Origin of the sequence: Klebsiella sp. 141240 (genome assembly GCF_050600805.1) — a bacterium.
Lineage (GTDB): Bacteria > Pseudomonadota > Gammaproteobacteria > Enterobacterales > Enterobacteriaceae > Klebsiella > Klebsiella aerogenes.
Map to the genome: position 1 here is coordinate 297,639 of NZ_JAQIRK010000004.1, position 22,869 is coordinate 320,507.

21 protein-coding genes and 1 pseudogene are annotated in these 22,869 nt (G+C 57.8%); 7 read left to right on the forward strand and 15 right to left on the reverse strand.

What is annotated here, in order from left to right:
- Positions 1-27: 27 nt before the first annotated feature.
- Both ccmI and PGQ95_RS09975 read left to right on the forward strand, forming a co-directional pair.
- A pseudogene (gene ccmI, locus PGQ95_RS09970) lies at positions 28-2,187 on the forward strand (c-type cytochrome biogenesis protein CcmI); the annotation flags it as partial.
- Positions 2,188-2,214: 27 nt separating this feature from the next.
- Positions 2,215-2,733, forward strand: coding sequence for a tetratricopeptide repeat protein (locus tag PGQ95_RS09975; RefSeq protein ID WP_430918054.1), 519 nt, complete (start codon positions 2,215-2,217; stop codon positions 2,731-2,733).
- 184 nt (positions 2,734-2,917) lie between these two features.
- On the opposite strand, the gene PGQ95_RS09980 is transcribed toward PGQ95_RS09975, so the two are convergent.
- The 3 genes from PGQ95_RS09980 to budA are packed head-to-tail and all read right to left on the reverse strand — an operon-like array spanning position 2,918 to position 6,179.
- A complete protein-coding gene (locus tag PGQ95_RS09980; RefSeq protein WP_087857867.1) occupies positions 2,918-3,688 on the reverse strand; it encodes a (S)-acetoin forming diacetyl reductase in 771 nt (256 codons plus the stop codon).
- 22 nt (positions 3,689-3,710) lie between these two features.
- Positions 3,711-5,390: an acetolactate synthase AlsS gene (gene alsS / locus PGQ95_RS09985; RefSeq protein ID WP_411326061.1), complete on the reverse strand. Its 1,680-nt coding sequence runs from the start codon at positions 5,388-5,390 to the stop codon at positions 3,711-3,713.
- A gap of 9 nt (positions 5,391-5,399) precedes the next feature.
- Entirely contained in the window at positions 5,400-6,179 is a 780-nt protein-coding gene (gene budA, locus PGQ95_RS09990; RefSeq protein WP_015705188.1) for an acetolactate decarboxylase, read from the reverse strand.
- A gap of 107 nt (positions 6,180-6,286) precedes the next feature.
- On the opposite strand from budA, the gene PGQ95_RS09995 reads away from it, so the two are divergent.
- Positions 6,287-7,159, forward strand: coding sequence for a LysR family transcriptional regulator (locus PGQ95_RS09995; protein ID WP_048228686.1), 873 nt, complete (start codon positions 6,287-6,289; stop codon positions 7,157-7,159).
- A 63-nt stretch (positions 7,160-7,222) separates the two neighbouring features.
- Here PGQ95_RS09995 and PGQ95_RS10000 read toward each other — a convergent pair whose 3' ends face one another.
- From PGQ95_RS10000 to PGQ95_RS10025, 6 genes are read right to left on the reverse strand one after another with little or no spacing between them, the layout of a single operon-like run.
- The gene (locus tag PGQ95_RS10000) at positions 7,223-7,993 is read right to left on the reverse strand and encodes a 3-hydroxybutyrate dehydrogenase (RefSeq protein WP_032707870.1); all 771 of its coding nucleotides are present in this window, start codon (positions 7,991-7,993) and stop codon (positions 7,223-7,225) included.
- 23 nt (positions 7,994-8,016) lie between these two features.
- Complete coding sequence (locus PGQ95_RS10005) at positions 8,017-9,408, reverse strand: GntP family permease (RefSeq protein ID WP_087857864.1); 1,392 nt, start codon at positions 9,406-9,408, stop codon at positions 8,017-8,019.
- A 47-nt stretch (positions 9,409-9,455) separates the two neighbouring features.
- The gene (locus PGQ95_RS10010) at positions 9,456-10,379 is read right to left on the reverse strand and encodes a 3-hydroxyacyl-CoA dehydrogenase family protein (RefSeq protein WP_430917918.1); all 924 of its coding nucleotides are present in this window, start codon (positions 10,377-10,379) and stop codon (positions 9,456-9,458) included.
- An 11-nt stretch (positions 10,380-10,390) separates the two neighbouring features.
- Positions 10,391-11,572: an acetyl-CoA C-acetyltransferase gene (locus PGQ95_RS10015; RefSeq protein ID WP_430917921.1), complete on the reverse strand. Its 1,182-nt coding sequence runs from the start codon at positions 11,570-11,572 to the stop codon at positions 10,391-10,393.
- A 9-nt stretch (positions 11,573-11,581) separates the two neighbouring features.
- Positions 11,582-12,238 carry a CoA transferase subunit B gene (locus PGQ95_RS10020; protein ID WP_087857861.1) on the reverse strand — a complete coding sequence of 219 codons (657 nt, stop codon included), beginning with the start codon at positions 12,236-12,238 and terminating at the stop codon, positions 11,582-11,584.
- Positions 12,239-12,240: 2 nt separating this feature from the next.
- The gene (locus tag PGQ95_RS10025) at positions 12,241-12,948 is read right to left on the reverse strand and encodes a CoA transferase subunit A (RefSeq protein ID WP_430918056.1); all 708 of its coding nucleotides are present in this window, start codon (positions 12,946-12,948) and stop codon (positions 12,241-12,243) included.
- A gap of 140 nt (positions 12,949-13,088) precedes the next feature.
- Between PGQ95_RS10025 and PGQ95_RS10030 the strand changes: the two genes are divergently transcribed.
- Positions 13,089-13,979 carry a LysR family transcriptional regulator gene (locus PGQ95_RS10030; protein ID WP_430917923.1) on the forward strand — a complete coding sequence of 297 codons (891 nt, stop codon included), beginning with the start codon at positions 13,089-13,091 and terminating at the stop codon, positions 13,977-13,979.
- 45 nt (positions 13,980-14,024) lie between these two features.
- Here the strand turns inward: PGQ95_RS10030 and PGQ95_RS10035 are convergent, their stop codons facing one another.
- Positions 14,025-14,165 (reverse strand): hypothetical protein, encoded by a 141-nt coding sequence (locus tag PGQ95_RS10035; protein ID WP_015705194.1) that lies wholly within the window; start codon positions 14,163-14,165, stop codon positions 14,025-14,027.
- Positions 14,166-14,488: 323 nt separating this feature from the next.
- Here PGQ95_RS10035 and PGQ95_RS10040 point away from each other — a divergent pair, with 323 nt between their 5' ends.
- Positions 14,489-15,403, forward strand: a complete 915-nt coding sequence (locus tag PGQ95_RS10040) for a DUF535 family protein (RefSeq protein WP_430917925.1) — start codon at positions 14,489-14,491, stop codon at positions 15,401-15,403.
- 320 nt (positions 15,404-15,723) lie between these two features.
- Positions 15,724-18,123 (forward strand): membrane-bound PQQ-dependent dehydrogenase, glucose/quinate/shikimate family, encoded by a 2,400-nt coding sequence (locus PGQ95_RS10045; protein ID WP_316424631.1) that lies wholly within the window; start codon positions 15,724-15,726, stop codon positions 18,121-18,123.
- A gap of 68 nt (positions 18,124-18,191) precedes the next feature.
- On the opposite strand, the gene PGQ95_RS10050 is transcribed toward PGQ95_RS10045, so the two are convergent.
- A complete protein-coding gene (locus tag PGQ95_RS10050; RefSeq protein WP_087857856.1) occupies positions 18,192-18,650 on the reverse strand; it encodes a winged helix-turn-helix transcriptional regulator in 459 nt (152 codons plus the stop codon).
- A 60-nt stretch (positions 18,651-18,710) separates the two neighbouring features.
- Here PGQ95_RS10050 and PGQ95_RS10055 point away from each other — a divergent pair, with 60 nt between their 5' ends.
- On the forward strand, positions 18,711-18,941 hold the full coding sequence (locus PGQ95_RS10055) for a tautomerase family protein (protein ID WP_213793714.1): 231 nt from the start codon (positions 18,711-18,713) through the stop codon (positions 18,939-18,941).
- A 17-nt stretch (positions 18,942-18,958) separates the two neighbouring features.
- Here PGQ95_RS10055 and PGQ95_RS10060 read toward each other — a convergent pair whose 3' ends face one another.
- Genes PGQ95_RS10060 through PGQ95_RS10075 form a run of 4 tightly spaced genes read right to left on the reverse strand, consistent with a single transcriptional unit; the run spans position 18,959 to position 22,831 of the window.
- On the reverse strand, positions 18,959-19,951 hold the full coding sequence (locus tag PGQ95_RS10060; RefSeq protein WP_430917928.1) for an ABC transporter ATP-binding protein: 993 nt from the start codon (positions 19,949-19,951) through the stop codon (positions 18,959-18,961).
- Entirely contained in the window at positions 19,948-20,928 is a 981-nt protein-coding gene (locus tag PGQ95_RS10065) for an ABC transporter ATP-binding protein (RefSeq protein ID WP_430917930.1), read from the reverse strand. Before PGQ95_RS10065 ends, PGQ95_RS10060 begins: the two co-directional genes overlap by 4 nt.
- Positions 20,925-21,872, reverse strand: a complete 948-nt coding sequence (gene opp4C, locus PGQ95_RS10070) for an oligopeptide ABC transporter permease (protein ID WP_183269029.1) — start codon at positions 21,870-21,872, stop codon at positions 20,925-20,927. The genes PGQ95_RS10065 and opp4C overlap by 4 nt, the downstream gene beginning before the upstream one ends.
- A 2-nt stretch (positions 21,873-21,874) precedes the next feature.
- On the reverse strand, positions 21,875-22,831 hold the full coding sequence (locus PGQ95_RS10075) for an ABC transporter permease (protein ID WP_271031829.1): 957 nt from the start codon (positions 22,829-22,831) through the stop codon (positions 21,875-21,877).
- Between the last annotated feature and the right edge of the window lie 38 nt (positions 22,832-22,869).

Below are 22,869 nucleotides of genomic sequence, written 5' to 3' on the forward strand. Positions count from 1 at the left end.
GACACCTGAACAACAGGGGACACAGCCATGATGCCGGAACTGGGCAACTATCTGCTGTGTCTGGCGGCGGGGCTGGCGCTGCTGCTAAGTATCTTTCCGCTATGGGGCGCGGCGCGTCAGGAACGATGGCTGATGGCATTAGCCCGGCCGCTGGCCTGTGCGCTGTTTATCTGCATCATCGGCGCGTTTGCGCTGCTGGTGCATGCCTTTGTAATCAATGACTTCACCATCCGCTACGTGGCGGAAAACTCCAACAGCGCGCTGCCGGTGTGGTACCGGGTGGCGGCTACCTGGGGAGCGCACGAAGGCTCTTTGCTGCTGTGGGTGCTGCTGCTCAGCGTGTGGACGTTCGCCGTCGCGCTCTTCAGTCGTCAGATGCCGCCCGATGCGGTAGCGCGGGTGCTGGCGGTGATGGGGATGATCGCCTTCGGTTTCCTGCTATTTATCCTGTTCACCTCCAATCCGTTCAGCCGCAGCCTGCCGCTGTATCCCGTAGATGGCCGCGATCTCAATCCTATGCTGCAGGATATCGGGATGATTTTTCATCCACCGATCCTCTACATGGGCTACGTTGGCTTCTCGGTGGCCTTCGCCTTCGCGATTGCGTCACTGCTGGCGGGACGGCTGGATACCGCGTGGGCGCGGTGGTCGCGCCCGTGGACGCAGGCGGCGTGGATGTTCCTGACACTTGGGATCGTGCTGGGCTCGGCGTGGGCCTATTACGAACTGGGCTGGGGCGGCTGGTGGTTCTGGGACCCGGTGGAAAACGCCTCGTTTATGCCGTGGCTGGTCGGCACCGCGTTGCTGCATTCGCTGGCGGTGACCGAAAAGCGCGGCAGCTTCCGCGCCTGGACCGTGCTGCTGGCGCTGGCTGCGTTTTCGCTGTGCCTGTTGGGGACTTTCCTTGTGCGATCTGGCGTGCTGGTATCGGTGCACTCCTTTGCCTCCGATCCGGCGCGCGGGATGTTTATACTGGCTTTGTTGACCCTCGCGATTGGCGGCTCTCTGCTGCTGTATGCGGTGAAAGGCGGGCGAGTGCGGGCGCGAGTGGAACATACGCTGTGGTCGCGCGAGTCGTTCCTGCTTGGCAACAATATTCTGCTGATGGCTGCGATGCTGGTGGTGCTGTTAGGCACGCTGCTGCCGTTGGTGCATAAAGCGTTGGGGCTGGGGACGATATCGATCGGCGAACCGTTCTTCAATACCATGTTCACCGCGCTGATGGCGCCGTTTGCACTGCTGCTGGGGCTAGGGCCGCTGATTCGTTGGCGCCGCGATGAGCCAGGTAAACAGCTTAAACGATTGGCGATATCGCTTCCTGTGACGTTGTCACTTTCTCTGGTCTTACCATGGCTTCTTCAGGACCGCATCACCGCGATGGCGGTTATCGGCCTGATGATGGCGCTGTGGGTGCTTATCTTCGCGCTGATTGAAGTCCATGAACGGGCCACGCATCGCCACGGCTTCTGGCGCGGCCTGCGTACCTTAACGCGTAGCCAGTGGGGCATGGTGCTCGGCCATGTTGGCGTGGCGGTAACCGTCATTGGCATCACCTTCAGCCAGAACTACAGCATCGAGCGCGATGTCCGCATGCGGGCTGGCGACAGCCTCGATATTCATCGTTATCACTTCGTCTTCAAGGGCGTGCGTAATATCGTCGGGCCGAACTGGAGCGGCGGCGAGGGGGTGATTGCCGTCAGCCGGAACGGTCGCCCGGAAGCCACGCTGTATGCCGAAAAACGCTTTTACACCGCCAGCCGGATGATGATGACCGAAGCGGCCATCAGCGGCGGGTTTACCCGCGATCTTTACGCCGCGCTGGGTGAAGAACTGGATGATGGCAGCTGGGCGGTGCGTCTGTACTATAAACCGTTCGTGCGCTGGATCTGGTACGGCGGCGTACTGATGGCGCTGGGTGGACTCTGTTGCATGCTCGATCCGCGTTACCGCCGGTCGCGGCAACAGAAAACAGCAGCGGATCGCAATGACATTAACCGCTCGCTGTACCAGTCCCGACTGCGCGAACTTGAGCAGGAGCGTACTGACGGTAATGAGGAGATGATCGTCGAGCTGCAACGTACGTTGTTGGCAGATATTTCGCCGCAGGAACCGACGCGTGTTCGGCCGCTTAGCCGCTGGTTGCTGCTACCGGGGGCGCTGTTATTGGTCTTCGTCAGCGGCGGGCTCTATCTGAAAACCAGCGATGTGGGTCAGGTGCTGCTGTGGCGACAAAGCGAGCGTCATTATCCCGCGCTGCTGGCGCAGGCGAAGGATCCGACCGCTGCGCCGCTGCGGATGGATGAGTTGGCTCAACTGAGGCTTGGGCTGCGCAGCCATCTGCAGGCTAGCCCTGACGATCTCGCCGGCTGGCAACTGCTTGGGCGGCTCGGCCTGCTGCTAAACGATGGCGAGACGGCGATCGGCGCTTTTGGACGGGCATATAAGCTGGCCCCGGCTGACCCGGCGGCAGGCTTTGATTATGCCAGCGCGCTGGTGCGGGCGGGTGATAACGCGCAGATGCGGATGGGCGAGCTGTTGCTGCGCGAGCTGCATCAGCGGCAGCCGAAAAACCTGCCGGTGCTGGAGATGCTGGCGCTCAGCGCGGTCCGCAATGAAGACTATCCGCAGGCGGTAGCGGCGCTACAGCAACTGCTGATGTTGTTGCCGGAGGGCGATGCCCGCCGTGAGGCGATTGCCCGCCAGCTGGCGCAGGCGCAGCAGCAGGCGCGGTAAATATTTGCTTTTTCTGCACTGCTCCCCGGTCGCGCTGTCGCTTACCGGGGCTACAAATGGCAGTGACCGCGCGAACGGTAGGCCGGGTAAGGCGTAGCCGCCACCCGGCAAAATAACGCCGTAACAGACGAAAAAAAGCCCCTGCGAACAGGCAGGGGCAAACCATGTCAGAGCTTATTTTTTATTAATTGAACACCATGCCGCCATCGATCAGCAGCGATTGACCGGTCATATAATCGGAATCCGGGCTGGCAAGGTAAGAGACGCAGGCGGCGACATCTTCTGGTTCCGACAGGCGGCCGAGGGTGATGCGTTTGGCGAATTCGGCGGTGCCATAGCCCAGAGGTTTACCGGCCGCTTCGGAGACCTGACGATCGATCTCGGCCCACATCGGCGTTTTCACAATCCCCGGGCAGTAGCCGTTAACGGTAATACCCAGCGGCGCCAGGTCGCGGGCGGCGGTTTGCGTTAAACCGCGTACGGCGAATTTGCTCGAGCTGTAGACCGCCAGTTCCGGGTTGCCGACGTGACCGGCCTGGGAACAGGCGTTGATGATTTTGCCGCCGTGACCCTCTTTTTTAAAGGCATCGACTGCCGCCTGAATCCCCCAGATCACCCCTTTAACGTTGATGTTGTAGACCTTGTCGACAATCTCCGGCGTAATGGATTCGATAGGCGTTGATGGCGCAACCCCGGCGTTGTTGACGATGACGTTGAATCCGCCCAGCGTTTTCCGCGCCTGTTCGACGGCGGCAAACACCTGCTCGCGGTCGGAAACATCGACTTTGACCGCGATTGCTCGCCCACCGTGCTGATTGATTTCATCCGCCACGGCTTTTGCCGTAACGTCATTGTAATCGGCGATCGCCACGGCAAAACCGTCCTTCACGAGGCGTAACGCGATAGCTTTACCAATGCCCTGACCGGCGCCGGTGACAAGTGCGACTTTTTTCATTTCCATTTCCTTTTGTGATGACTTAAAGAATCTGACTCAGATGTAGCTGGCCCATCAGCAGCGGGTTATCGCGGTAATCTACGGGGATGGCGACCACCGCCGGGCCGTCGACATCCATCGCCGCGCGTAGCGTTGGCTCCAGCGCATCAGCGCTTTCCACCGCAAACCCTTTCGCGCCGAAGGATTCGGCATAGGCTTTAAAATCCATTGGTCCGAACTCGACGCCGGACAAGCGTTGATATTTTTTCTCTTCCTGGATAGCGACCATGTTGTAGCCGTTATCGACCCAGATAAGATGCAGGATGTTGGCTTTCAGGCGGACCGCCGTTTCCAGCTCCATACTGGATTGCAGAAAACCGCCATCGCCGGAGACCGAGACCACTTTGCGCTGCGGATTGACCAGCCAGGCCCCGATGGCCCACGGTAGGGCGACGCCCATGGTCTGCTGACCGTTGGAGATCATCACCTGACGGGCTCGGAAGCTGTAGAGATAGCGGGCGATCCAAATATGAAAGCTCCCCATATCGACCGTCAGCGTGACGTCGCTATTCACGATATCCTGCATGGCGCGGACGATGCGCAGCGGGTGCAGAGCAAACTGATTCAACTGCGCCCCGCGGCGATCGAGCAGTTCGCGCTGATGCTGGCGGTCGTGGAGGATTTCAGCGGCCTGCGGCGAGAGCACCAGTCGATGATCGATATTTTGCGCCAGCTTGTTCAGCGTGCCGGCGATATCGCCCACCAGCTCGACATCCGGCGTGTAGTTACGCTCTTCATAGGCGGGCAGCACGTCGATGTGTACCAGCGTCGCGTTGCCGCTGTTCCACATCGCCGGCTCGTATTCCACCGGGCTATAGCCGATGCAGATAACCAGGTCGGCCAGTTGCAATAAGCGGTCACCGGCCTGATTGTTAAACAGCCCAACGCGCCCGGCGAAGCGCGAGAAGTTATCCTGATTGACCGCTCCGGCGGCCTGATAGGTGCTGGTGACCGGAATATGGCTGGTTTCCAGCAAACGATGCAGCGCGGCGCTGTTTTCCGTCTGGCTGGCCATTAATCCAAGCAGGAACACCGGATTCTTCGCCTGGGTAATCAACTTCGCAACCTGATTGATTGCCTCGTCAGGCGCGGCGCCCATCTGCGGCGCGCTGCTGGCGGGCAGCACTTTGCCGGTCGCCGGGCCATCGACGACATCCTGCGGCAGGCTGACGAAGGCGCTGCCCGGGCGACCCTGCTCGGCGGCGCGAAAGGCATTGGAAACCACCTCGGCCAGCGCATCCGGCGAGGTCACTTCTACGGCGTATTTGGTGACCGGGCTGAACATCGCCACCGTATCCATACTCTGGTGTACCTGTTTGGCTTTATCGGCGCGTTTGACCGCGCCGCCCAGCGCCACCACCGGATCGCCTTCACTGTTAGCGGTGGCCATCCCGGTTATCAAGTTGGAACAACCGGGTCCGGAGGTCACCAGCGCGACGCCCGCTTTGCCGGTAATGCGCCCGACCGCGGCAGCCATAAAGGCGGCGTTGGCCTCGTGGCGCACCGGAATAATGCGGATTGAGGAGTCCAGTAACGAGTCGAAAACCTTATCGATTTTAGCGCCGGGGATCCCGAAGACCTGGCGTACGCCTTGCGCTTCCAGTTGGCTGACGACCAGATCGGCGCCGTGCGCCCACTGGCGCAGCGGATACTGTTTGTCCATGTGAACCTCCTAACTTTCTACTGAACGGATGGCGGCATCGAGATTATCGGGATGCAGATTGGCCTGCAGGAACGCGCTGTCGGCGGGAAGGTCGATCATCAGCTTATGAATTTCGCCGAAGGTCAATACCCCATGGTCGAGCTGGTAGTCCAGCAGGTGGCCGCCGCCCTGGCGGTCATCGGTGATGAAGTGTTCGTGATAGCCGGCGACGTTTATGCCCTGCATATGCTGCGGGGTACGAAAACCGACCAGTACGCCGTCACGCTGGTTAAAGCGGAAAACCGGCTGATCGTCGAGCACGTCGGTCATCGCCCGGTAGGGCGGCGTCTGACGCGGCACGGTGCGGGTATGGGCGTGGCGGAAATGACCATCGATTCGCAGCGCGCAGAACAGATTGTCGGAAGGAATTTGCTGGTCAATAACCTCATGCAGCTGCTGGCGGCTGACCGGATGGTCAAAGGTTTTACGGTACTGCGGCTGGAACCAGGTCATCACCGCAAACGGCGTTTTCTGTTCCGGCCGCGCTTTACGCGCGCTGCCGTCGGCACGTAGTTGATACACCTGGCTGCTAAACGCGATCAGCTCGCCGTCGAGTTCATTAAAGGTGCCGAGGCCGAAATCGCCGTGCTTCAGCAGGTCCGCAATGGTGGTGGTACCTTCGTAGACGCCGCTGAGCAGGGCGCTCATCAGCGAAGTTTGATATAGCACGCTATCGGGATGCTGGGCGGAAAACGCGCGTAGCGTTTCACACAGACTCTCTTCGCAGGTGCAATCTGAAGCATGATTCATGAGCCACTTCCTCGGTTCAACAAATATAAGAAAGGTTAAATAAAGGTTGACCCGATTCAGCTCACAGTTCCAATATAGAAACCATGCTGGTTTGAGACGTTTTCGATATGGAACTTCGTTATCTACGCTATTTTGTCGCCGTCGCCCGGACGCGGCACTTCACCCGGGCAGCGAAAGAACTGGGTATCTCACAGCCACCGTTAAGTCAGCAAATTCAGCGACTTGAGCGTGAGGTTGGTACTCCGCTGTTGCGTCGGCTAACCCGCGGGGTGGAGCTGACCGAAGCCGGGGAGTCCTTTTATGAGGATGCCTGCCAAATCCTCGCGCTGAGCGATGCGGCGCTGGAAAAGGCCAAGGGCATTGCTCGCGGAATGAACGGCAGCTTGTCATTAGGCATTACCAGTTCTGATGCTTTCCATCCGCAAATCTTCACCTTGCTGCACCGTTTTCAGCTCGATCACCCAGGCGTCGTCCTCCATCAACGGGAGGGCAACATGGCGAATTTGATGGCGGCGCTGAGCGAGGCGGAGATCGATATCGCCTTTGTCCGTTTGCCGTGTGAAAGCAGTAAGGCGTTTAACTTGCGTATCATTGATGAAGAGCCAATGGTCATTGCGCTCCCGCGCGATAATCCATTGTCAGCGGAACCGACGCTGGCGCTGGAACAGTTGCGGGACGTCGCGCCGATCCTCTTCCCGCGCGAAGTGGCGCCGGGTTTGTATGAGCTGGTGTTCAATAGCTGCCTGCGCGCCGGTATCGATATGAACCGCGCAAGGCAGTCGTCGCAGATTTCATCGTCGCTGAGTATGGTTAACGCCGGATTTGGTTTCGCGCTGGTGCCGCAGTCGATGACCTGCATCGCGCTGCCCAACGTCAGCTATCAATCGATACAGGGGACGCCGGTCAAGACCGATATTGCCATCGCCTGGCGCCGTTTTGAGCGCTCGCGTACGGTGAAGCGATTTTTAGAGATGTTCTAATTCCCGGGGCGCATAGCGCGACCCAACGGAGATACGCTGATCTTTTCTCCGTTGGGTTACCCGTTACTGCGCCACCCAGCCGCCATCCATATTCCACGCCGCGCCGCGCACCTGCGCGGCGGCGTCGCTGCATAAAAATAGCGCCATTTCACCCAGTTGCTGAGGCGTCACGAATTCTCCGGAAGGTTGTTTTTCAGCCAGCAGCTGCGCTCTGGCCTGCTCCGGGTCGGCCCCCTCAGCGATACGTTTATCGATCTGCTGCTGAACCAGCGGCGTCAGCACCCAGCCGGGGCAAATCGCGTTGCAGGTTATACCGGTACGCGCGGTCTCCAACGCCAGCGTTTTGCTAAAGCCAATCACCCCATGCTTGGCGGCAACGTAGGCGGATTTCTCTTTCGAGGCGACTAACCCATGCACGGAGGCAATATTAATAATCCGCCCCCAGTTGCGCTCGCGCATGCCCGGCAGCGCCAGTCGGCTGGTGTGGAAGACGCTGGACAGATTTATCGCCAGAATATCGTTCCACTTTTCCACCGCGAACTGCTCCACCGGCGCCACATGCTGGATCCCGGCGTTATTAATCACAATATCGACGCCGCCAAATTCGCTTTCGGCATAGCGCATCATCGCTTCAATTTGCCCGACGTCACGCAGGTCGGCATCGTGATAGCCGGGAATTTTACCCAGCGCGGCAACCTCGGCTCGCGCGCTCGTGCTGTCGCCAAAACCATTCAACACCAGCTGCGCGCCGGCCTGCGCCAGCACTTTGGCAATGCCTAAACCAATACCGCTGGTGGAGCCGGTGACCAGCGCCGTTTTACCGTTCAAATTCATTTCGTTACTCCTTAAATCAGGCATCAGACAATACCGGTTAAATAGAACACGGCAATGACAAACAGAACCGCGAGGCTTTTGATGAGCGTGATGGCGAAAATGCCGCCGTAAGCCTGGCGATGGCTTAAGCCGGTGATTGCCAGCAGCGTGATGACGGCGCCGTTATGCGGCAGGGTATCCATGCCGCCGCTGGCCATTGACGCGACGCGGTGCAGTACCTCAAGCGGGATATTGGCGGCATGCGCGGCGGCGACGAAAGTATCGGACATCGCTGCCAGCGCGATACTCATCCCACCAGAAGCAGAACCGGTGATCCCGGCCAGTACGGTGACGCTAATTGCCTCGTTTAACAGAGGATTGGGAATGGCGGTCAGCGCTTTCGACAACACCAGAAAACCCGGCAGGGCGGCGATTACCGCGCCGAAACCATATTCCGAGGCGGTGTTCATCGCCGCGAGTATTGCTCCACCGACCGCCGTACGGCTGCCTTCCGCCAGACGACCGCGAATATTACGAAAACCGAACACCAGTACCACGACGATGCCGGAGAGCAGCGCGGCCTCGACGGCCCAGATGGCGGTGATTTTGCCAACTTCGGTGACGATGGGCTTAGCCAGCCCGGGTAGCGTCAGCTCGTGGCTGGTCCCGTACCAGTGCGGGATCCAGCGGGTAAACAGCAGGTTCAGTATGCCGACCAACAGCAGTGGGGCGATGGCAATCAGCGGATGCGGCAAATTGATGTTGTCCGGCGTCTGCGGCTCGTTTTGCAGATCGGTACCGTAACCCTCGCCATTCGCGAGCGCTTTACGCCGCTGTCGTTCCAGCCACAGTAAACCGAAGGTGATGATAAACAGTGAACCTATCAACCCAAGCCAGGGCGCGGCCCAGGCGTTGGTGCCAAAAAAGCTGGTGGGGATAATGTTCTGAATCTGCGGGGTGCCCGGCAGGGCATCCATGGTGAATGAGAACGCGCCCAGCGCGACGGTTGCCGGGATCAGCCGCTTCGGGATACCGCTTTGGCGAAACAGTTCGGCGGCAAAGGGATAGACCGCAAAAGCCACCACGAACAGCGAAACGCCGCCGTAGGTCAGCAGGGCGCAGACCAGCACGATCACCGGGATCGCATGTCGCCGCCCGAGAATTTGAATCGCGGCGGCGACGATGGATCGCGAGAAGCCCGATAGTTCAATCAGCTTGCCAAAGACGGCGCCGAGCAGAAATACCGGAAAATAGAGCTTCACGAATCCGACCATTTTTTCCATAAACAGGCCGGTAAAGGTCGGGCCTACCGCGCTCGGGTCGGTGAGCAGAACCGCGCCAAGCGCGGCGATAGGGGCGAACAGGATAACGCTATATCCACGATACGCAGCCAGCATCAGTAATGCCAGCGCGGCCAGGGCGATCAACACACTCATTACGACTCCTCACTATCATTGTTATTGTCGGGGTACAAAACGAGAAGTTACGGTTTCAGGGCATAGCGCAGCTGATGTTCGCGGCGCGACTGTATTCGTTTCTGCCGGGTCTCATCCCAGCGATAAAAACCTTGCCCGCTGCGGGCGCCGGTATCGCCTTGCGCGACTTTGTCGGCGACCAGCGACATCATGTCGCTGCCCGTGGCCAGTTCCGGCAGCAGGTGCTGGCAGATATCCTGAACCGTCGCCAGACCGGTCATATCCGCGGCTTCCAGCGGGCCGACCATCGCGTAACGGCGGCCGAGCGAGGCGCGCATCACTTTGTCGACCACTTCCGGCGAAGCGATGCCGCTCTTGACGATATGCAGCGCTTCGCGCAGCAGGGCGAACTGTAGTCGGTTGCCGACGAACCCCGGCGCGGCGCGGTTGAGTACCACCGCTTCCAGCGCGCAGGAGGATAAAAAGTCGCTGACCTGGTTGGCGAGATGCGCCACGGTAGCGCTACCCGGCACCACTTCCACCAGCGGGATAAAATGCGGCGGATGCCAGAAGTGGGCGATTAACAAGCGCTCCGGATGCCGCATACCCTGCGCCAGCCGATCCGGCGGTAGTCCGCTGGTGTTGCTGGCGATGATGGCTTCGTCGGCGATCAGCGTTTCCAGTTCGCGGTATAAGGCGTGCTTGAGCGCCAGACGTTCCGGAATCGCTTCGATCAGCAAGGTCGCGTCAGCAAGATCGCCTAATGTCGTGGTGCCGGAGAGGAGCGAGAGCACCGACGCACGCTGAGCGGCGTCAAACTGCCCGCACTCTTCGAGCTCGCGCAAAATGGCGGCGGCGACGCTCTCGATCTCGCTAATGCGCGCCGGGTCGGTGTCGTAGAGGCGTACGGCGTGGCCGTGGCGGGCAAAATGGCAGGCGATGCCGACGCCCATCAGGCCAGCGCCCAGTACCGCCAGTTGTGGTGTAAACATAGTGGCTCCTGTTAACGTTCTATGGTCATCGCGATACCCTGACCACCGCCGACGCAAAGCGTCGCCAGGCCTTTGTTGACATCGCGGCGCTGCATCTCGTGCAGCAGACTAACCAGAATGCGACATCCTGAGGCGCCAATCGGGTGGCCGAGCGCGATAGCGCCGCCGTTGACGTTGACCTTCTGGCTGTCCCACTCAAGCAATTTGCCAACCGCCAGCGCCTGTACGGCAAAGGCCTCGTTGGCTTCGATGAGATCCACCTCATCCAGCGACCAGCCGGCGCGCTGCAGCGCCTTCCGGCAAGCGCTTACCGGGCCGATACCCATCACGGACGGATCGACGCCGGCCACCGCAGAGCTGACTATTCGCGCCAGCACCGGCAACCCAAGCTGCCGCGCTTTATCGACGCTCATCAATACCACTGCCGCCGCGCCATCGTTGAGCGAAGAGGCATTGCCCGCGGTGACGCTGCCATCTTCCGTGCGGAAGGCCGGGCGTAACTGCGCGAGCTGTTGTTCGCTGGTTTCCGGGCGCGGCTGTTCGTCTGCGTCCACCATGCGCGGCGCTTTTTTACCCTGAGGGACGCTAAGCGGCACTATCTCAGCCTGAAAGCGCCCGGCGGCTATCGCGGCGGCGGCTTTGCGCTGCGAAAGGGCGGCGAAGGCATCCTGCTGGGGGCGGGAGATGTCAAAGGCGTCGGCGAGATTCTCGGCGGTGATGCCCATGTGATAGTCGTTAAACGCATCCCATAATCCGTCCTGAATCATACTGTCCTGCATACTGGCATGGCCGAAACGCAGGCCATCGCGCGCCCCCTGAACCAGATACGGAGCATTGCTCATGCTCTCCTGGCCGCCGGCGATCGCGATCTCCGCCTCGCCGCTGCGAATGGCTTGTACTGCCTGTTGCACGGCTTTCAGCCCGGAACCGCAAACCAGATTGATGGTAACGGCCTGAGTTTCAACCGGTAGCCCGGCGCGCAGCGCGGTTTGTCGCGCTGGATTCTGTCCGCAGCCGGCAGTTAATACCTGGCCAAAAATCAGTTCGTCAACGGCGCTGGCCGGTAGCTGTGTGCGTTCAAGCAAACCACGCACTACGGCGGCGCCAAGCTCGACGGCGGAAAGGGAAGATAAGGCGCCGCGAAAACTGCCGATTGGCGTACGTAGCGCGCAGACGATAGCGACTTCTTTCATATTGTCTCCTTAGTTGAAGCGCATTTCGCGGACGTCATCGGCAATGACCAGCCGTCCAGCCGTTTTATGTGCAATTTCGTCAATGCTGACGCCGGGGGCGTATTCGCGCAGAACAAAGGCGCCGTCGCTAATTTCCAGCAGCGCGAGATCGGTCAGTACCCGGCGAATACAGCCCGCGCCGGTGAGCGGCAGGGTGCACTGCGCCAGCAGCTTGGATTCGCCGTTTTTCGAGGCGTGAGTCATCACCACGATGATGTTTTGCGCGCCCGCCACCAGATCCATGGCGCCGCCCATGCCTTTCACCATTTTTCCTGGGATCATCCACGAGGCGATATTACCCGCGACATCGACTTCAAAAGCGCCAAGGACCGTGAGATCGACGTGGCCGCCGCGGATCATGGCGAAGGACTGGGCGGAGTCAAAGATAGCCGCCCCGATTTGTGCGGTAACGGTCTGCTTACCGGCGTTAATCATGTCGGCATCGAGGGTTGACTCATCGGGAAATTCGCCCATCCCCAACAGGCCGTTTTCCGACTGCAGCATCACTTCAATACCGGCGGGAATATAGTTTGCGACCAGCGTGGGAATGCCGATACCGAGATTGACATAATCGCCGTCGCGCAGTTCCTGGGCGACGCGCATCGCCATTTGTTCGCGAGTTAACATGTTCAGTTCCCTCCGGCGCGCAGCGTGCGCTGTTCAATACGTTTTTCGAATTGCCCGACGATCAGCCGGTCGACATAAATACCGGGCGTGTGGATGGCGGAAGGGGGGAGTTCGCCCGGCGCGACGATTTCTTCGACTTCCACTACCGTGATACGTCCGGCGGTGGCCATCAACGGGTTAAAATTTTGCGCGGTATGGCGGTAGACCACGTTGCCGTACCAGTCGGCTTTCCAGCCCTTCACAAGGGCGAAATCGCCGCGAATGGCTTCTTCGAGAATGTAATTTTTACCGTCGAACTGACGCACTTCTTTGCCTTCCGCCACCGGCGTGCCGTAACCGGTCGCGGTATAGAATCCGGGGATCCCGGCGCCGCCGGCGCGAATTTTCTCGGCAAGCGTCCCTTGCGGGGTCAGTTCCACCGCCAGTTCGCCGCTCAGTTCCAGTTGTTCAAAGAGGGCGTTTTCGCCAACGTAAGAGGCCACGACTTTGCGTACCTGGCGCGTTTCCAGCAGCATGCCGAGACCAAAGCCATCAACGCCGCAGTTATTAGAGACGACCGTCAGCCCCTGTACCTGGCGGCGTTTGACCTCGGCGATTAAGTTTTCCGGGATGCCGCACAGGCCGAAGCCGCCGGCCAGTAACGTCATACCATCGGTTAATCCGTCCAGCGCCGCTTCATAGCTGGCGACGCGCTTATCCAGTCCTGCCATCATTTTTCTCCTGCCTTGCGATGGCTCTATCATTAAGGGCGCGGACTGATTTGATAATTTTGAATTTGTGACTCACTCATTTGGTTTTTTTATTAATTTATCGTTAACTAAATTCTTTCAATTAGTTAACAGGCAGAAAAATGAGAATGAGTGTCAAACAGTTACGTGCGTTTCTAGCGGTAGCTCACACTCTTAATTTCGCCCACGCCAGCGAGCGCCTGAACCTGTCGCAGCCGGCGCTGAGTTTGACCATTAAGGGGCTGGAAGAGGCGCTTGGCGGAGCATTGCTGCAACGCAGCACCCGCAAAGTGACCTTAACCCAGGAGGGAGAGACCTTTTTGCCGATGGCCCGCCAGCTGCTGGCGGACTGGGATAATGCCGAAGAGGCGATGCGGCAAAGTTTCACCCTGCAACGGGGAAAGATCTCCGTTGCCGCCATGCCGTCGTTTGCCGCTAACGTGCTGCCGGAAGTGCTTAAAGCCTTTCGTGACCGCTATGCGGGAGTCAACGTCACGGTGCATGACGTGATCAATGAGCAGGTCATTGAGATGGTGCGCGAAGGCCGGGTGGAGATGGGGATCGCGTTTGAGCCATCGCCCGGCAACAATCTGTTGTTTACGCCGCTGGCGGTGGATCGCTTTGTGGCGATCGTGCCAAAAACGTCGCCTATGGCGAGCAAAAAGCAGTTGAGCTGGCGTGAACTACTGACGCTGGATTTTATTACCCTGCAGCGGCCGTCGGCGGTGCGTTTGATGTTGGAAGAAGAGCTGGCGCGTAGCGGCGGCCAGTTAGACGTGGCGCTGGAAAGTCATCAGTTGGTCACCGTCGGGCGGATGGTCGCCAGCGGTTTGGGCGGCAGCGCGGTGCCCGCGTTATGCCAGTCGCAGATGCAGTCGCTGGGAGCGGTTTGTCTACCATTAAGCGATCCGCCGATTGAAAAGTGTATTGGCGTTATTCACGCCGGACATATGCAGTTGTCGAAAGCGGCGCAGGCGCTGCTGGAAACGCTGAAGGGTTTTTTGCCTGCTTAGGTCGTTTACAGATAAAAAAACCGGCCTCTTCAGCCGGTTTAATCATCAGATTTTGCAGGCATCGCCGCAATCATCATCGGCAACAATCGCCTGTGCTTTTTTGTCCGCTTCATCCAGGCGTTCAGCGTTACGTTCTTCCGCTTCTTCCAGGCCGCTAAACACCAGGTTGTCGAGATCAATTTCCATGAGTTACCCACTTTGCTACTGTTTTGACTGTCGGCAGAGTATAGGTCAAAACGATGGAGGGTGGCACCCCACGGCCGAAGCTATCGCACAGAGCGTTAATCGTCAGCTTGTTTCAGATAGCGGAGCGGCGGAGCGGCGGAGCATGAGTTAATAACCGCTATTATTTATAGTTGACATTATTTGTTTATTATAATGAGAGCATAAAAGGATAATTTTCAGATTGTTTCTTAAATGAAATGACAACGAACCAGTAAATAACCATTGACCCGTTTCAGATATGGTAATATGGCCGCGATTATGGATGAGTCTATGGATCTTGATCAATGGTATCGATAACAGCATCTGCCATCAAAGAATGGCGGAGAAATAATAAAGTCATTTGTCACGTTAAACTTAAATATAAAAAGGTGTTGCGTAAATGCCGCGAAATACCTTTAACAGGAGGTAAGTACAAGGAATATCAACGGCTTTGCCAGACATTCAGCTGTGCAAAATTGACCAGTGCGACGCCTGGACTGGTACATTTTGAAGATAAGCCTTTCAAGGCTTATTTAAATAAGAGAATGTCGAAAAGAGCTAAACTGAATATTGCCCATGGCGCTTTGAATTTTATTGAAAAAAGCTTTCAGGCGGAAATATTACCGCAGTTGTATAATGTGTCAGCGTTCGGTTGTTCGATGATTGCCATCCCGCTAAAGAATGGAACCAGCCTGGAAGTGAAACTTCTGGCCTCGCCGTTCCAGGAAGAGGGGGAACTGATGCTGCAGATGTTCTTTGAAAATAAACGCGTGTATAGCGTCTGTTTTTCCTGTACGGATCAGGGCAGCGCGTGGATTGGCGGTATTCAGGGCGGTAAAGACATTAGCAACGACGAAGTGAAAGTGTTGACCAAAGAGCTCTATGGCACGCGGCCAAAAAACCTGATTATCACTTTGCTGTACGGGTTCTTGCGCCACTTTAATATCCGCGAGATCTACGCCATCGACAGCGACTACCATGTGAAGAGCGACAAGGTGAAAGCCAGTTACTCAGAGTTGTGGTTAGAAATCGGCGGCGAGAAGCAGCGGCGCGGTTGGTACAAATTACCTGCGCAAGAGATTAAAAAAAGTCTTGAAGAGGTGAAAAGTAAACATCGCAGCCAGTTCATTAAACGTGAAAATTTAAAAGAGCAGGCACAGTTGGAGCTGATCGCTGCATTACGGCAGATTAGCGTCGGTGAAAACACCACCCAACCATAATACTGGATTGCCGATTCGCCGGGGGCGGCGGGTCGGCAAGCCATGATTGATGCCAGCTCCTTCCTTGCGTCTGCGTCTAACACTGCTCACCTTTACAACCTGCTCATCTATCAAATCCAGTTTATAAATTAAAAGATTTTAAACATTTTATGCGGTTAAATTTTACATAAAATTTACATGTCCATATACTTTCTTACGTTCTTCGCCCTGGTTTGGGGCGTCCAACCAACAGGTTAACTGCGCTGTACGGCATCGCTTATCGATCGGCGCTTTAAAATAAATGCTTTGGTTATATCGACATATGTCGAATGGGATGAAATATGGACGAACAAAAAGGTCATGGTCGAAGGATCTTCTTCACCATATACCGATTGCTTTTTGTGTTACTGAGTTTTGGCATTGGGATTTTCTTAACTATCTGGGGGGGCAAGCTGCTCTCGCTCGGCGGCAGCGCCTGGTATCTGTTAGCCGGTCTCGCTTATCTCATCATCGCCGTCGGTTACTTCACTCGTAGTCAATACGCGCTTCCTCTTGCTGTTCTTACCTTTCTGTTAACGCTGGCCTGGGCACTGTATGAAGTGCAGCTCAGCTACTGGGGCTTGATCCCTCGTCTGGTGGTTCCTGCGCTCATGCTGATGTTGGCTCTGTGGCTGGCGGCGGCGATGCCGGTGGCTCGCGTGCGTCTGGCGAACTGGAGCGCCACGGTTATCTTTATTGCGCTGCTGGCGACGCTGGTTTCGGCGTTCTACCCGCACGGCGGCATCCATAATGGCGTCGTGAAAGCGGCGAGCGGCGATAGCGCGACCCAGGCGGCAAAAAGCGATAACTGGGAGTTCTTCGGCCGCGATGCCTCCGGCACCCGTTTTGCGCCGTATACCGATATTACCCCGGAAAACGTACATAAGCTGAAAGTCGCCTGGACCTACCACACAGGCCGCCGCCTGACCGGCCCGGCCATCGGCGTTGACGAAAATACGCCGCTGCAAATTGGCGATACGCTGTATTCCTGTACGCCGCTCAACGTGGTGACCGCCATTGATGCCGATACCGGTAAGGCGCGCTGGCGCTTTGACCCGCACGCGCAGACGGCGGAACATGTGACCTGCCGCGGCGTGGGTTACTATGATGTGCAGAGCGACGATACGCTCAGCGCGGAAGAAAAAGCGAGCCCGGCGCTGCAACAGTGTCCGCAGCGGATCATGGTATCGACCGTGGATGCGCGCCTGCTGGCGCTGAATGCAAAAACCGGCGAACTGTGCGATGACTTCGGCGACCACGGCAGCGTGGATCTGAAGCAGGGCATGGGCGACACCGAAAACAGCAAACGCTACCATCCGACTTCAACGCCGGTGATCATGGGGCACATTGCGGTGCTGGGCGGCTGGGTACGCGATATCGTACACGGCGAGCCATCCGGGGTCGTACGCGCATTTGACGTACGCGATGGTAAAGTCGTCTGGGCCTGGGATGTCGGCAAGCCGGAGAATATCACCGACCCGGAAAAAGGCCGCGTTTATACCCTCGAAACGCCGAACGTGTGGACCATTCCCGGCTTTGATAAAGAGCTGAATCTGGTTTATCTGCCGACCGGTAACGGGCCGCCGGACTACTGGGGCGGCGATCGGAATGAAGCGAAAGAGAAATATGGCTCCGCGGTGGTAGCGGTGGATGCCAGTACCGGTAAAACAAAATGGGTTTTCCAGACCGTCCACCACGATATCTGGGATTATGACCTGCCATCGCAGCCGGTACTGTTCCACATGAAAAACGAGCAGGGCGAGGACGTCCCGGTTCTGATCCAGACCACCAAAACCGGTCAGATATATGTGCTCGACCGCCGCACCGGCAAACCGGTGACCCGCGTCGAAGAGCTGCCGGTCGCTCATCAGGGGGCGGAGGGCGAACATCTGTCTGCCACCCAGCCGTTCTCCACCGGCATGCCGCAGTTAGGCGTCGAGCCGCTGAGCGAAAAATCAATGTGGGGCGTGACGCCGTTCGACCAACTGATGTGCCGTATCGATTTTAAAGAGTCGACCTACCTTGGCATGTATACGCCGCCGTCGGAGAAACCGTATATCGAGTGGCCAAGCCTGCTCGGCGGCATGAACTGGGGCGGCATCACCATCGATGAACGTACCGGTACGCTGTTCGTCAACGATATGCGTATGCCGTTGCGGATGTCGCTGGTGCGCAAGGAAGAGATGGCGAAATACAAAGTCTCCACCGACGAAGTCCCTGGCTTTATGGGCACCGTTCGCCCGCAAGTTGCAGGGCCTTACGGCGGCGTGCGTATCGATATCCTGCAGTCCGCGCTGGGCGTGCCGTGTAATACCCCGCCGTTTGGTACCATGAGCGCCATTGACCTGAACAGCCGTCAGCTCCTGTGGCAGGTGCCGATGGGCTCGGTGGAAGATACCGGGCCGCTGGGGATGAAAACCCATCTGCATATCCCGCTGGGAATGCCGACGTTGGGTGGCCCAACTTCCACCGCCTCGGGCCTGGTATTCTTCGCCGGTACCCAGGATAACTATCTGCGGGCGCTGGATTCCGCCAGCGGTAAAGAGCTGTGGCGCGCTCGCTTGCCGGTTGGCGCGGTAGCGGCGCCGTTGGTCTACAAATCGCCGAAAACCGGCAAAGAGTACGTGCTGATTTCCGCCGGCGGCGCCAGCCACTCGCCGGACGTCGGTGACGATATCATCGCCTACGCGCTGGAGGAATAACCTCCCTACACGAAACAGGTCCCGGAAACGGGACCTGTTACTGGCTGACAGCCCGCGCGTTGCAGGGGTCAATCCTGGACTTTTACTATCTGAACATCGCTCTGCGCAATACGCTGCCCTGCGGCATTGACGTAGGCCAGAGACACCGGCGCACCGGTGGTTTTATCGACTAACTGGATATGCGGCGACGTATGCAGGAGTTGCTGATGTCCCCATTCCATCAGGGCAAAAAGGACCGGCGCCAGGCTGCGGCTCTTTTCGGTGAGCGTATATTCATAACGCTCGCGCGCACCCGCTTCGCGATAGGGGAGCTTGCGTAGTAGCCCCACATCAACCATCAATTTTAAACGCTGAGTTAACGTCTGTTTGCTCATTCCGGTATGAGCGCGAATCGTTTCGAAACGCGTCACGCCGTAAAACGCCTCTCTTAAAATCAATAAAATCCATTGATCGCCAACAATTTTAGCGCTCTCCGCCAGCCCGCAAAGTTCCGCAGGCAGATAGGGGGATGAATTATCTTTTGACATGATATAGGTTATCTCCTAACCTGAGTTTGAAATATAGACTCAGTTAATCAGGAGAATACTGTGCCTTTTGTTAATGTGCAAACGATTAAAGGGATCATGACCGCAGAGCAGAAGAATGAACTACTGCGTCGCATGACTGACCTCATGGTGGAAATTGAAGGCCGGGGCGATCCGCAATTCCGCCAGTCCGTCTGGGTCCGCATTGATGAACACGAGCCGGAACAGTGGAGCCTCGGAGGAATACAGCCAACGTCAGAGATGATAGCGGCAAAATTTGCCGCTAAACGATGATTTTATTGCCGTTATTGTTATGCGATAACCACGCGTGACTCAGCCTCAATTTCATGACAGGCGACCTTGTGGCCCGGCGCGATTTCGCGAAGACGCGGCGGCTCGCGACGGCAACGGTCGTTTGCCAACGGGCAGCGAGACGAAAAACGGCAGCCTGCAGGCGGTCGGGAAGGGTCGGGAATTTCCCCCTGAACGACCGCCTGCGGTTCGCTTTCGGGATCGAGTGTGGGTACCGCGGCCAGCAGCGCCTGGGTATAGGGATGAAGAGGGAGGCTAAACAGCGCATCGCGGCTGGCGGTTTCCACCAGTTGACCGAGGTACATCACCGCCACGTCGTCGCACAAATGCTCTACAACTCCAAGGTCATGGGAGATGAATAGAAAGGTGACGCCACGCTCGTCGCGCAGGTCGGAAAACAGATTGATAATCTGCGCCTGAATCGACACATCGAGTGCGGAAATGGGTTCATCGGCGACGATAAAGTCCGGATTGAGGATAAGCGCGCGGGCGATGCCGATGCGCTGCCGCTGACCGCCGGAAAACTCATGCGGAAAACGGTGGTAATGCTGAGGCGCCAGCCCGCATATCTTCATCACCGCAATGACTTTCTCATAGAGTTCAGCGCGCGTGCACAGTTTATGCTGCAACATCGCTTCGCCAATCGCCTCGCCAACGCGGATGCGTGGGTTTAGCGAGCTATAGGGATCCTGAAACACCAGCTGAATTTTTGGCCGTAGGGCCTGTATTGCGGCCGCTGGCAGTTCGGATAACTCCTGACCGCGGAATTTAATGCTGCCGGCGGTTTTGTCATACAGGCCAAGCAAGGTACGGCCAACGGTCGTTTTGCCGCTACCGGATTCTCCGACGAGACCGAAAATCGTTCCCGGTCGAATATTAAAACTGACGTCATCAACCGCGCGCAGTTCACCTGTCTGTTGGCCGAACAGGCCGTCGCGCAGCGGGAAATACTTTTTCAAACCATTAACTTCAATGATATAGGGCTGATTCATGCCACCGACTCCGCGAATTCACTATAAAAACAGGCCGCCTGGTGAGAAGACCCCAAAAGAGGTGGTGTGTCCTGACGGCAGCGCGCGGTTGCCTGTTGGCAGCGGTCGGCAAACGCGCAGCCTGCAGGCAGTTGCGCGAGATCCGGCACCTGGCCGGGAATGGAGTACAGCCGCCGGCGCCGCGTGCCAGGCACCGGGCGAGAGGCGATAAGCCCGCGGGTATAGGGATGCTGGGGCTGGCGCAGTACCTCGGCGGTGGTTCCCTGTTCGACGATCCGCCCGGCATACATCACCACTACCCGTTCGGCCATCTGTGCGATCACTCCCAGATCGTGGGTGATCAGCAGCATCGCCATCTGGCTTTCGCGCGCGCGGTCGCGCAGCAGGCGCAGGATCTGTGCCTGTACGGTAACATCCAGCGCGGTCGTCGGTTCATCTGCTATTAATAATTGTGGCCCGCAGCTCAACGCCATGGCGATCATCACCCGTTGCAGCATACCGCCGGAAAGCTGGTGCGGATAGTTCGCCATCAGGCTTTCGCTGCGTGCCAGCCCCACCTCGTTTAACAGCCGTATTGCGCGCTGCCAGGCGGCTTTCGGCGAGTCGCCGCGATGGCGGATGAGCGGCTCGCAGAGCTGTTCGCCTATGGTCAGTACCGGGTTGAGCGCCGACATCGGCTCCTGGAAGATCATCGCCAACTGGTTACCGCGCAGATCGGCCATTTGACGGGCTTTCAGCTTGAGCAGATCGCGTTCTTCGAAAAGGATCTCGCCGCCGTCAATACGCGCGGCATGGGGAGGCAGCAGGCCCATTAGCGACATCGCGGTCACGCTTTTGCCGCAGCCGGATTCACCGACGATACCTACCGTTTGCCCGGCCTGAATCGAGAAAGAGATCTCCTGTACCGCGCGTACCCGGCTACCTTCAGCAGCAAAAGAGACAGAAAGTTGCTTAAAAGAAATTAATGGTGCGCTCATTTCAGCCTCTGTTTCATTTTCGGGTCCATCGCGTCGCGCAGGCCATCGCCCAGCACATTAATGGCAATCACGGTAATAAAGATGGCAATACCCGGAGGCATCCACAGCCACGGTCGCCGCTGAAAATCAATCAAGCTGTTAGCGGCATCCATCATATTGCCCCACGATGGCGTCGGCGGTACTACGCCGAGACCGAGATAGCTCAGCGCCGATTCGCTCAGAATGGCGTTAGCGACCGCCATTGTCGCCATTACCACCAGAATCGGGATGGTATTGGGCAGCAGGTGACCGAACAGCCGGCGACGCGCCGACAGTCCCAGTACCTGCGTCGCCAGCATAAAATCGCGTTCGCGTAGCGACAGGCACTGCCCGCGTACTAACCGCGCCAGCTTCGGCCACTCCAGCAGGCTGAGCATAATCACCACCATCCAGATGCGGGAATCCGCTGAAAAGTCGAGCTCGGAGAGCATCGCGCCTGCAACGATTAACAAAGGCAGGCCGGGTATCGTCATCACCAGGTCGGCCAGACGCATAATCAGTTTATCGGTGACGCCGCCGACATAGCCCGATAGCGCTCCCAGTAGATAGCCAAGGGTAACCGACAGCAGCATAGTCAGCAGGCCGATTATCAGTGAAATGCGCCCGGCCAGCAGCAAACGTGTATAGATATCGCGGCCAAGAAAATCGGTACCCAACCAGTGTTCGGCGCCTGGCGGCTTGTTGATCATCAGCGCATCGGTGGCGTCATCTTTCCATGGCGACCATATCGGCCCGAGTACGCACCACAGGGCCATCACCACAAGCAGGATTAAACACAGCATCGCCATCCGGTTGCGGCGTAGCTGGCGCCAGGCCTGATACCATGGAGAGGGCGTTATTTGCGCAAGCGCGGGGATTGTCGCCTGGCGCAGGCGGCGACGGTGACCAAATAGGGAAGTTATCATCATTATCTCACTCGAATGCGCGGATCGGCCCACGCGTAGAGCACATCGGCCAGTAAATTACCGATGATCGTCAGTACCGCCAGAAATAGGGTAAACCCCATCAGTACCGGATAATCGCGGGCGGCCAGCGAATCGATATGAATGTGCCCGGCACCCGGCCAGTTAAATACTTTCTCGGTAATGATGGCGCCAGAGAACAATCCCGGCAGTTCGAAGCCAAGCAGGGTGATGACCGGCAGTAACGCATTGCGTAGCGCGTGTTTCATAATAACCGTGCGTTCTCGCAACCCTTTAGCACGGGCGGTACGAATGAAATCCATCTTCACCACGTCAAGCATGCTGGCGCGAAAATAGCGCGTCAGGCTGCCGGCCTGCAGCATTACCAGCGCCAGTACCGGCAGTACCAGATGAGCGGCGACCTGCAGCACGTACCGCCAGCCGCTATCGTCGCTACCGGTATTGGTCATCCCGCCTACCGGCAGCCAGTGCAGGTCGACGGCAAACCACTTAATCAGCAGCAGGCAGAGGAAAAAGGTGGGAAAGGACATGGCGGCAAACACCGCGATACTCACCAGATGATCGAACCATGAATTAGGTCTGAGCGCGGAGACCACGCCAACCGTCAGGCCGATACCCCAGTAGAAGACCAGCGCCACGCTTGCCAGCAGGAAGGAGTTCCAGATGTACTGGTTCAGTAACTGGCTGACCGGGATCTGGTATTGCAGCGAGAAGCCTAAATCCCCGCGCAGCAGTTGCCCCAGCCAGTGAAGGTAGCGGGTGAAAAGCGGTTGGTCGAGGCCGTATATCGCCTTCAGTTCGGCGGCGCGGGCGGCCGTCAGGGTGATGTTGCCATCGATAAAATCGCCGGGGGTTTTAGCAAAGAGCATAAAAATGATAAAGGAGGCCAGCAGCAGCATCGGCAGCGTTTGCAATATGCGCCTCAGGATGAAATTTTTCATAACATTCTCACATCAGCCGCCGGGTGGCCGGCGGCTGG